This window comes from Calothrix sp. NIES-2100, from assembly GCF_963875285.1.
Lineage (GTDB): Bacteria > Cyanobacteriota > Cyanobacteriia > Cyanobacteriales > Nostocaceae > Aulosira.
In genome coordinates, this window is sequence record NZ_CAWNLA010000001.1 from 6,465,534 (window position 1) to 6,478,105 (window position 12,572).

Annotated in this window: 3 protein-coding genes; all 3 read left to right on the forward strand. The window is 41.2% G+C overall.

Annotation, left to right across the window (positions count from 1 at the left end; translation table 11 throughout):
- Window positions 1-6 precede the first annotated feature (6 nt).
- The 3 genes from AACU32_RS26235 (at window position 7) to AACU32_RS26245 (ending at window position 12,551) form a co-directional block, all read left to right on the forward strand.
- On the forward strand, window positions 7-10,521 hold the full coding sequence (locus tag AACU32_RS26235) for a non-ribosomal peptide synthetase (protein WP_096604106.1): 10,515 nt from the start codon (window positions 7-9) through the stop codon (window positions 10,519-10,521).
- Between the two features lie 81 nt (window positions 10,522-10,602).
- Window positions 10,603-11,400, forward strand: coding sequence for a 2OG-Fe(II)-dependent halogenase WelO5 family protein (locus AACU32_RS26240; RefSeq protein WP_096604107.1), 798 nt, complete (start codon window positions 10,603-10,605; stop codon window positions 11,398-11,400).
- A gap of 47 nt (window positions 11,401-11,447) precedes the next feature.
- Window positions 11,448-12,551, forward strand: coding sequence for a zinc-binding dehydrogenase (locus tag AACU32_RS26245; protein ID WP_096604108.1), 1,104 nt, complete (start codon window positions 11,448-11,450; stop codon window positions 12,549-12,551).
- Window positions 12,552-12,572 lie beyond the last annotated feature (21 nt).

Sequence of the window (12,572 nt, forward strand, 5' to 3'; positions counted from 1 at the left end):
ATTTCTGTGAACATCGAGCAATTAGTAGCTAATCTTACTCAACAGGGTGTAAAGTTGTGGGTTGAAGGTGAGCAGTTACGTGCTAATGCTCCCAAGGGTGTATTGACCCTAGAAACTCGTGATTTATTAGCTAAAAATAAAGCAAAAGTTATTTCTTTGCTACAGGATAAAAACAGAAACACCACTACAGATTTATTACTGAAAAAGGGCGATCGCACTCAGAACATACCTCTATCTTTTGCCCAAGAACGACTCTGGTTATTAAACCAGTTAGAACCAGATAACCCCTTTTATAACGAACACGTAGCTCTAAAACTTCACGGTCAACTAAACATCGTGGCACTAGAGCAAAGTCTCAACAAAATTATCTCTCGCCACGAAACTTTACGTACTAATTTCCGCACTATCAATGAGCAGCCAGTTCAAGTAATTGCTGACAGCTTAACCTTAAGTGTGCCAGTAGTAGATTTAACTCATTTACCTGAAAGTGAAAAAGAAATCGCTTGCCAAAAATTAGCCCTAACTGAAGCTACTCGACCGTTCGACCTTGCTAGTTCTCCTTTAATCAGGGCTTGTGTGGTTAAACTCACAGAGGTAGAACACGCTTTGGTACTAACAATACACCATATCGTCTTTGATGCTTGGTCGATGGGCGTATTGATGGGCGAGTTAGCAACGATTTACTCAGCAATCTGTAATCATTCGTCCCCAAATCTGCCTGAGTTACCAATTCAGTATCCAGACTTTGCTATTTGGCAACGGGAATGGTTGCAAAAGGAAGTACTGCAAACGCAGCTTGATTACTGGAAGCAACAACTCAAAAACGCTCCTACATTAATAGAATTACCCACAGACAGACCAAGACCAGCTATTCAAACATATCGGGGCGCAATTCACTATGTCGAATTATCAAACCAACTGAGTCAAGCACTTGCCCAATTTAGTAGGCAAGAGGGAGCTACTCTATTCATGACGCTGTTTACAGCTTATGTCACCTTGCTTTATCGCTATACAGGACAAGATGACATTTTAGTGGGTACACCTCTTGCTAACCGCGATCGCGTGGAACTTGAAGGGTTAATTGGCTTTTTTGTCAACACTTTAGTGCTACGTACCGATTTGTCTGACAACCCCTCTTTTAAGCAGTTGCTCAGTCGAGTGCGGCAGGTGACTTTGCAAGCTTATACCCACCCAGATTTGCCCTTTGAGGAGTTGGTAAAAGCATTGCAGCCACAACGCGACCTCAGCCATACACCGTTGTTTCAAGTGATGTTTGTCTTGGAAAATGCGCCAACATCACAATTAGAACTGACTAAGCTTACTGTCAGTCCATTAGCGACAGAAAGAACAACAGCCAAGTTTGATTTGACTTTATTCATTAAAAACACTCCCTCAGGGCTGGTAGCTATATGGCAATACAACACAGACTTGTTTGATTCCAGCACCATAGAGCGGATGGCGGGTCATTTTGTTACTCTACTCGAAGGTGTTGTTGCCAACCCGCAGCAGCAAATTTCCCAATTGCCTCTACTGACACAAGTTGAGCAACAACAGTTATTAGTATGGAACAATACTCAGGTAGATTATCCCCGCGATAAATCTATCCATCAGTTATTTGAAGAGCAGGTAGAGCGTACACCCGATGCTGTAGCTGTGGAGTTTGGCAATCAACAACTGACTTACTCCCAATTAAATTGCCGCGCTAACTCTTTGGCGCACTATTTGCGGTCTTTAGGAGTGAAACCCGATGTATTGGTGGGGTTGTGTATCGAACGTTCCTTAGAAATGGTTGTGGGGCTATTAGGGATTCTCAAAGCAGGTGGGGCATACCTACCGCTTGATCCAGAGTATCCAACTGAGCGCCTGAGTTTCATGTTAGAAGATGCTCAAGTTTCAGTGTTGTTGACCCAACAATCCCTTCTTGACAGATTGCCCCCAAATCAAGCAAACCAAGTCTTTTTAGATACTGATTGGCAAGTAATTTCCCAGTCCAGTCAAGACAATTTAATCTCCGGCGTACAAACAACTAATTTAGCTTATGTAATTTATACCTCTGGTTCTACAGGTCAACCTAAAGGTGTAGCCATGAATCAGCTTGCTCTTAGCAATCTGATCTTGTGGCAACTGCAAAATACTACAATTTCTAATGGAGCAAGAACGCTGCAATTTGCTCCTATCAGCTTTGATGTCTCCTTCCAAGAAATCTTCACTACCTGGTGTTCAGGAGGCACATTATTCTTAATTACAGAGGAATTGCGCCGAGATCCAGTAGCTTTGTTAGGTTTTCTCCAACAAAAAGCTGTGGAGAGACTGTTTGTTCCCTTTGTTGCTTTACAGCAATTAGCCGAAGTCGCTGTTGATAGTGAATTAGTTAATAGTCATCTCCGAGAAATCATTACAGCTGGGGAACAGTTGCAGATTACTCCTGCTATTTCTAAGTGGTTTAGCAAACTAAGCGATCGCACTTTACACAATCATTATGGGCCGTCGGAGACTCATGCAATCAGCACTTTTACTTTGACTAATCCCGTAGAGACTTGGCCGCTACTTCCTCCGATTGGACGACCCATTGCGAACACGCAAATTTACATCCTAGACAAGTTCCTACAGCCTGTACCCGTCGGTATACCAGGAGAATTGTATATTGGTGGTGTTGCTTTGGCGCGGGGCTACCTCAACCGACCAGAGTTAACACAAGAGAAATTTATCCCCAATCCCTTCAATAATCCAAAATCCAAAATCCAAAATCTAAAATTATATAAAACTGGGGATTTAGCACGCTATTTGCCGGATGGAAATATTGAATTTTTGGGACGCATTGACAATCAGGTTAAGGTGCGAGGCTTCCGTATTGAATTGGGAGAAGTTGAAGCAGTACTAAGCCAGCATGAAGATGTGGAAGGATGTTGTATTATTGCTCGCGAAGACACTCCGGGTGATACTTGTACTGAAGTAAGTCGAAGTAAACGCCTAGTCGCTTACGTAGTAGGACATCGGGATTTTACACCTTCAATCGGCGAACTGCGTCAATTCCTCAAAGCAAAGCTGCCAGAGTACATGGTTCCCAATGCTTTTGTGCTATTGGAGTCTTTGCCACTAACTCCTAGCGGTAAAGTAGACCGCCGCGCTTTACCCGCACCAGATTTATATAGCGAAATCACAGATAAATATGTCGCCCCTCGTACTCCGATTGAAGAACTTTTAGCACAAATTTGGGCGCAAGTGCTGAAAGTAAAACCAGTCGGCATTCATGATAACTTCTTTGATTTAGGGGGACACTCCCTACTAGCAACGCAACTAGTTTCACGCATCCGCAACGTTTTCAAAGTAGAATTACCATTGCGTGATTTGTTTGCTACAGCCACACTAGCAGAATTAGCACATTTGATAGAGCAGTTACAGCAACAGGACTTAGAACTATCTGCACCACCAATTCTACCAAGAGCCAAGAATACAGACTTACCACTGTCTTATGCTCAACAACGTTTGTGGTTTTTAGACCAGTTTGAGCCGAACAGCCCCTCTTACAACATTCCTGTGGCTTTGCGTCTGGTAGGAAATCTCAATCAAGCAGCCTTAGAGCAAAGCTTACAAGAAATTATTCATCGCCACGAAGCCTTACGTACTAATTTCGTTACTGTTAATGGGCAACCAACACAAATTATTAGGGAATTCTTAACAGGGGACAGGGAACAGGGAATAGTATCGGTTGTTGATTTAACGCATTTATCTACAATCGAACAAGAGAGTGCTTTACAGCAATTAGCGCAACAACAAGCGATTCAATCGTTTGACTTGGCCAGTGAATCATTAGTCAAAGCGACATTAGTAGTGCTGTCACAGACAGAAAACGCTTTATTAGTGTGTATGCACCATGTTGTCTCTGATGCCTGGTCAATAAATGTATTTATCCAAGAACTAACAGCGCTATACAATGCTTATTCTCAAGGTCAGCCGTCACCTTTAGCACCACTGCCAATTCAGTACGCAGATTTTGCAATTTGGCAAAGAGACTGGTTGCAAGGCGATGTACTGCAAAGCCAATTAAATTACTGGCAACAACAACTAAAAGATGCACCAGCTTTATTGTTGCTCCCCACAGACAGACCAAGACCTGCTGTGCAAACTTTCTCTGGCGCATATCACGAGTTTTCACTGTCAGCCGAGTTAACTGATAGATTGGTAAAACTCAGCCAACAGCAAGGTTGTACTCTATTTATGACGCTGTTAGCCGCTTATGATACCGTGCTTTATCGCTACACAGGGCAGGAAGATATTTTGGTGGGTTCGCCAATTGCTAACCGCGATCGCTCTGAGATAGAAGGGTTAATTGGCTTTTTTGTCAATACCTTAGTCATGCGTTCTAACTTAGCAGGCAACCCCAGTTTTAGTGAATTACTCGGTCGGGTGCGGTTCATGGCGATGGATGCCTACGCGCATCAGAACTTGCCATTTGAAATGCTCGTAGAAGTATTGCAGCCAGAACGGGATCTGAGCCATACACCACTGTTCCAGGTAATGTTTGTTCTGCAAAATGCACCTATGTCTGCAATAGAACTGAATGGGCTAACTATTAGCCCATTGACAACAGAAAGTGCAACGGCAAAGTTTGACCTTTCCTTAGTTATGCAGAACACTGACACTGGACTAGTGGGTGCGTGGGAGTATAACACTGACTTGTTTGATGAGCGGACTATCGAGCGGATGGCAAGGCATTTTGTCACCTTACTAGAAGGTATTGTGGCTAACCCGCAACAGCAAATCTCACACTTGCCCCTGCTGACAGAAGTTGAGCAAAAACAGTTACTTTTTGAGTGGAACAACACTCAAGCAGATTATCCTGCTGATAAGTGCATCCATCAGTTGTTTGAGGAGCAAGTTCAGCGCACCCCGGATGCTGTAGCAGTTGTATTTGAGGATCAGCAACTGACTTACCAGCAATTGAATACTCGCGCTAACCAGTTAGCACATTACTTGCAGTCTTTGGGTGTAAAACCAGAGGTGCTGGTAGGTATTTGCGTGGAACGTTCTTTAGATATGGTAGTGGGACTGTTGGGGATACTTAAGGCTGGTGGTGCTTATGTACCTCTTGACCCTAATTATCCAGTTGAACGCCTGAGTTATATGTTGGGTGATTCTCAGGTGAAAGTGTTATTAACCCAAAAACAAATTATCCTAGAATTGCCTTCTACTAAAGCAGATGTAGTTGCTTTGGATACAGACTGGGAAATCATTCGTCAACAAAGTGATGAAAATCCCGCTTACAGCGTTAAGCCTGAGAACTTAGCATATGTCATTTATACTTCAGGCTCTACAGGTCAACCCAAAGGAGTAGCAATTCCTCACAGTGCTATTTACAACCACATGATGTGGATGCAAATAGAGTTCCCCTTGACTGAAACAGACAAAGTTCTGCAAAAAACACCTTTTAGCTTTGATGCTTCAGTTTGGGAATTCTACGCGCCTTTGTTAGTAGGCGGACAGTTAGTTTTAGCTCAACCAGGAGGTCATGCTGACCCTGCTTACCTGTTAGAGTTAATTTCTCAACAGCAGATCACTACCGTTCAATTTGTACCTTCTTTGTTACAAATACTCGCAGAACAAGGAGGTCTCGAAAATTGTCATTCTCTCAAAAATATCTTCTGCGGCGGTGAAGCTTTACCTATTGCTTTGCAAGAGAAAGTGTTAAATAATCTCAACGTCAACTTGCACAATCTCTATGGGCCTACGGAAGCTTGTATTGATGCAACCTTCTGGACTTGCCAACAAGAAATTAAACGGCAAATTGTTCCCATCGGTCGTGCGATCGCTAACACGCAGGTTTATATTTTAGATGAATATCTGCAACCAGTTCCGATTGGTGTACCAGGAGAACTGCACATTGGCGGTGCGGGATTAGCAAGAGGATACCTCAACCGTCCTGAGTTGACAAACAAAAAATTTATCTCTAACCCTTTTAGCGATGAACCACATTCTCGCCTCTATAAAACTGGTGATTTAGTACGTTATTTAGCAGATGGCAACATTGAATACCTGGGACGTATCGATAACCAAGTGAAGATTCGCGGTTTCCGCATCGAACTGGGAGAACTCGAAGCAGTCCTCAACACCCACCCCCAAATTCAACAAGCTGTAGTCATTGTCAGAGAAGATATTCCCGGTGACACTTGTACTGAGCAAAGCCGAAGTAAACGCTTAGTTGCTTATGTAGTCAAGAGTGATGAATCCCTCACAACGAACCAACTGCGTCAATTCCTCAAGCAACAGCTACCGGAATATATGATACCAAGTGACTTTGTCACTTTAGACACCCTACCATTAACACCCAACGGTAAAATAGACCGCAAAGCACTACCAACACCTGATGCAGAAATTATCCGAGAAAATGAATACGTAGCACCACGTACAGCCATAGAACAAACTTTAACTAATATTTGGCAACAACTTTTACTAAAAGAAAAAATTAGCATCCACGACAACTTCTTTGAAATTGGTGGCGACTCTATCTTGAGTATTCAAGTAGTTTCTCGTGCTAAAAACTCAGGAATACAAATTACTCCCAAACAAATATTCCAAAACCAAACCATCGCGGAACTTGCTCAGGTTGCTAATACAACAGTAAGTGTTGAGTCTAAACAAGGTTTAGTGACAGGATTTGCACCGCTAACACCGATTCAACACTGGTTTTTTGAGCAAAATAAGCCAGAACCACATCACTATAACCAATCAGTTTTATTGCAAGTTACCCATGATGTACAAAGTGAATTAATTGCAATAGCCGTGAAAAAATTACTAGAACATCACGATGCTTTGCGTTTAAGATTCACATCAGTTGCAGATGAATACAAACAAATCAATCAAGGGTTAGATGATAGCGTACCATTTGCTGTAGTTGACTTATCATCAACGCCCAAACACGAACAACTACAAGCCCTAGAAAAAATCGCTACCGAATATCAAGCAAGTTTAAACTTGTCAACAGGGCCAATAATGCGAGTAGTCCTGTTCAACTTGGGTGATGATAGTGATGCTAGGTTACTAATTATTGTTCATCACTTAGCAGTAGATGGTGTAAGTTGGCGGATTTTATTACCAGACTTAGAAAGCATTTATCAACAATTAATTGCCCAAAAACCGATTGAGCTAAATGCAAAAACAACAGCATTTATTGACTGGGCAGAAAAGTTAAATAATTATGCTCAATCGGAAACCATCAAACTGGAGTTAGATTATTGGCTAAACCAACCTTGGGCTAAAATAACTCCATTACCATCAAATTATGCTGACATTCAACAAGAGAATGCAGTTAGTAATACTGCTTCTGTGTCAGTAAAATTAAGTCAAGAAAAAACTCAAACTCTCCTGCTATCAGTCAACGAAGCTTACAATACACAAATCAACGATATTTTACTAAGTGCATTAGTTGTTGCAATAGCAGATTGGACGAAAAATTCAACGGTACTAATTGACTTAGAAGGACATGGTAGAGAAGAACTATTTTCAGATGTAGACTTATCTCGGACGGTAGGTTGGTTTACCAGTTTATTTCCGGTATTATTGCAACTGCCTGCAATCAACAAAACCGGAGAAATTATCAAAGCAATCAAAGAGCAATTACGCGCAATTCCTAATCGTGGCATTGGCTACGGGATACTGCGTTATTTGTGCCAAGATAAGACTGTTAAGGAACAAATACAGACTATTCCTGCTGCCGAAATTAGTTTTAATTACCTGGGGCAGTTTGACCAAGTACAATCAGAAACTGGTTGGAGATTTGCGCCTGAATCTGCTGGAGATCTTCACAGCTTAAAGCAAACTCGTAACCATCTATTAGATATTAATGCTCTGGTAGTAGGAGGCGAATTAAAAATTGATTGGACTTACAATAGTCATGTGCATACTCGTGCCACAGTAGAGAAATTAGCACAGAACTTTATTCAGGCGATCGCCTCAATCATAGAGCATTGTCAGTTAGTAGAAAATAGAGGATATACGCCGAGCGATTTTCCAGATGTACAGTTGAATCAATTACAGCTAGATGAATTATTGACTCGGTTCCCAAATAAAAACATTGAATCAATTTATCCGCTTTCTCCTTCGCAACAAGGAATGCTGTTTGAGACTCTAGCTGCTTCTGAGTCTGGGATACATCTCGAACAGTGCATTTTAAACTTGCAAATTGCAGAATTTGACTCATTAGCCTTTGCAAGAGCTTGGCAAAGTGTTGTTAATCGCCACTCAATTCTCAGAACGGCCTTTGTTTGGGAAAATCAAAATGAGCCATTGCAAGTTGTGCTGAAGGAAGCAGAAATCTCATTGGAACAGCAAGATTGGCGCGGACTTTCTCTATTCCAACAGCAAGAAAAATTAGAAACTTATCTGAGTGCAGACCGACTGCTTGGTTTCAATATGACGGAAGCACCGCTAATACGTTTAGCACTTTTCCAAGTAGACGCGAATGCTTATCAATTCGTCTGGACTTCTCATCACATTCTGATAGATGGTTGGTCTACGCCTCTCATCTTCAAAGAGGTTTTTGCATTCTACGAAGCGTTTAGTCAAGGTCAAGATTTATTACTCGAACCCAGCTATCCCTACAGAAATTATATTACCTGGTTAAAACAGCAGGATTTGTACCAAGCAGAGGCATTCTGGCGGAATAAACTTCAAGGTTTCCAAAGCCCAACCCTAGTGGGAATAGAAACTGATCCTGTGGATGTTTCCGACCTGGAAGAGGGTTATGGCGAACAAAGAGCTAGTTTGACAGCTTCAGCGACAGCTGCTTTACAGACTTTGGTGCGCCAACATCACCTGAGCCTAGGTATTTTAGTTCAAGGCATTTGGGGTTTGCTGTTAAGTCGTTATAGCGGTCTGGAAGATGTGGTATTCGGCGCGACTTTCTCTGGTCGTCCTCCAGAGTTGGTAGGGTCTGAATCGATGTTAGGTTTATTCATTAATACCCTACCAATGCGGCTTTTGGTGTCTCCTCAAGCATCACTTTGGTCTTGGCTAAAAGATATTCAGGAGCAAAATTTCACCCAACGCGATTACGAATACTGCTCTCAAGGACAAATTCACGAATGGAGTGAAGTACCTAAATCGTTACCCCTTTACGAAAGTCTTTTAGTTTTTCAAAACTATCCAGTCGATTCATCAGCAAAACAATCTGCAAACCATGACCAAAATCAATCTCAAGACCGTGCTATAGGCGCGCAAACAAAATATGCTTTGACAATTCTAGTTAGCCCAAGTTCAGAGCTAGACTTTCGGATCATTTATCAGCGATCGCGTTATGACAATCAGGCTATCACTCTAATTTTGGATCACTTTCAGGTTTTATTAAACAGCATTGTTGAGCTTCCAGAACAGGACTTGAAAATCTTAATTGAAACAATTTCAGCAGATAAAATTCCCCAAGTTAGACCGCCTCAGAAAGTTGTTCAAAAGAAATTACGTAATGACTTTGAGGCTCCACGAAATGTATCTGAGTTTCAACTGTTACAAACTTGGGAAGAAATTCTGGAAATTCATCCTATTAGTATAGGAGATAATTTCTTTGAACTTGGGGGGCATTCTCTTCTTGCTCTGCGTTTGATGACCCAGATTCAAAAACGTTTCCAGGTAAATTTACCTTTAGCTATTTTGTTTCAATATCCCACCATCAAACAACTAGCTCATTTTCTGGATTCTTCAAGAGACTCTTTACCTTGGTCTGCCCTAGTTCCTATCAAAACTAATGGCAATAAAGCACCGCTTTTCTGTGTTCATCCTGGTGGAGGAAATGTTCTTTGTTATCATCATCTTGCCTCTTATTTGAGTTCAGACAGACCATTTTATGGACTACAATCTGTTGGTTTAAATCCTGAAAATCAGCCTCATACTAGTATTGAACAAATGGCAACTCATTACATCCAAGAGTTACAAACTGTTCAACCTCATGGCCCTTATTTTCTCTCTGGTTGGTCTTTTGGCGGCTTAGTAGCTTTTGAGATGGCTCAACAACTTTCTCATCAAGGCGAACAGATAGCTCTGTTGGCTATACTAGATGCTCCTCTTCCTTCTTTAACTCCTACAGAAACAATAGATTATGCTTATCTATTGGTAGAGTTATTCAAAGAAGGTTTAGACCTTTGTTTAGAGGAACTGCGGCAATTAGAAATAGAGGAACAGATAGTATATGTCAGAGAACAAGCCAAACAGAAAAATATAGTTATAAATGGTTTTGACTTTGATCAAGCTCCCCATCTTCTGGAACTTTTCCAACTCAACACTCAAGCTTTACAAAATTACAAACCTCAATATTATTCAGGTTCAATTGTTCTATTGAAAGCCAGTGAATTTAATGATGATCGCCTTGAATATCACTGGGATAAACTTGAATATTACTGGCATGAACTAGTGGCAAATATAGAAACTGTTGTAGTTCCTGGCAATCATGAAAGTATGGTGTTACCACCTCATGTCCAGGCACTAGGTCAAAAACTTCAAGAATTTATTGAACAAGCTCAGGCTCATCAATAAACATTCATTTAATAAGTCTTTAGAGATGCTAATTAGCGTCTCTAAACTGTCAGTAAACACCTGCAAAAAAGGAACTTCATTATGACTGCCATTTCTAACAAAATCAAATCCAAGGTTTGGGAAAACAAGCAAGAGTATTCCTTAACTACAGAGTCTTTAAGAATGCTTTTGGAAAATCAAATTCCTTTAATTCGGTTAAAAGAATTTGCCACACCCCAAGAGTGTGAAAGCTTAGTTGCTCAAGCTCAATCGTTCAACTTTAACAGTTATCAAAATGTGTATCCTAAAATTGAGCGAATTGGCATCACAGTGTTTGAATATAATCAAATTAGTAAAGCAGCTTATTTCCAAGCAGTAGAACGCGCCACTCAATTAAGAGACTCAATTCTGGCAGCCTCTTTTAATCCATTAGAACGCTTAATGATGAAAATTCGAGAGTGTACAGGCGCGACTGTAAGAATTGCGTCGGAACCTCATTATGGAAGTTATTATGCAGGACTGATCAGAAAAATAGAGCAAGGTACTCAACTTCATGTTGATTATGCTCCATTTGAGCAATTGGGATGGGAAGTTTGTACAATTACTGCTCAACTTTCTTGGAATTTGTACTTGAAATTTTCTCCTAATAGTCATGGCAAAACACGTATCTACGATCGCCAGTGGCAACCAGGAGACAATCAATATAAGCTCGATTCCTACGGATATAGTGATACAGTAATTGCAGATGCAGACATGATTACCTTTCAACCTTATGTGGGAGATGTATTCATTTTCAATACACGCAATTTTCACATTGTTGAGCCGATGGATGGACAACGTGTAACTTTTACGTCAGCGATCGGTTTACTTCCTAATGGTGAAATTATTTTGTGGTCTTGAGCCTGATAATTAATAGGTAATTGGAAAAATACATTGAGGAATAATCTATGCCCTTAGCAGCTGTAATGACTGCACCTAACCAACCAGTTGAAGTGCAACAATTACCAGACCCAATTCTAGAAAACGGTGGAATCATTATTGAAACCTTATATAGTGAGGTTTGTGGAACTGATGTACATTTACTACATGGGCGTTTAGAAGGAGTACCCTATCCCATCATCCCCGGACACTTCTCGGTTGGTCGTGTAGTAGAAACAGGTGGACGGGTTACTGATATCAATGGTAAATTGCTTCAGGCAGGAGCGATCGCTACTTTTTTGGATGTCCACGAAACTTGTTACAACTGCTGGTATTGTCTAGTAGCCAAAGCATCTACTCGCTGTCCCCAACGTAAGGTTTATGGTGTCACCTACTCAGCGAAAGAAGGATTGTTGGGTGGTTGGTCTCAACTGATTTACCTCAAACCAGGGGTGAAAGTTCTCGCTTTACCCGAAGAAGTCTCACCAAAGCAATTTATTGCGGGGGGATGTGCTTTACCAACTGCACTACACGCTATCGACCGAGCGCAGATTCAAATTGGTGATGTTGTTGTAGTCCAGGGTTGTGGGCCTGTGGGTTTAAGTGCGGCGATTCTCGCTTTGCTTTCAGGTGCAGGTAAAGTAATTGTCATTGATAAATTTGAGAGTCGATTAAAAGTTGCTCAATCCTTCGGTGTAGATGAAACCCTTGCAATTAAAGCTGATGATCCACGACAGCATATTGAGCGAGTTTTGCAATTAACAAACGGACATGGTGCTGATGTCACTATTGAAGCCACAGGTGTTCCTATTGCTGTTAAAGAAGGCTTGAATATGACCAGAAGTGGAGGTCGTTATGTGATTGTCGGACATTACACAAATACGGGTGAAATTCTCATCAATCCCCACTTAGAAATTAATCTCAAACATATTGATATTCGTGGAACTTGGGGAATTGATTTCAGCCATTTTTATAGAATGATTGAATTACTAAAACGCCACAGCGATGCTAGCAAAAATATTCCTTGGGAAAATCTAATTAGTCGTTCATACACATTAGAAGAAATTAATCAAGCACTGGCAGATGTAGAGCATGGGTCTGTATTGAAAGCAGCGATTCAGCCTAATTTGTAAATGATTTCATCACCAACAAAC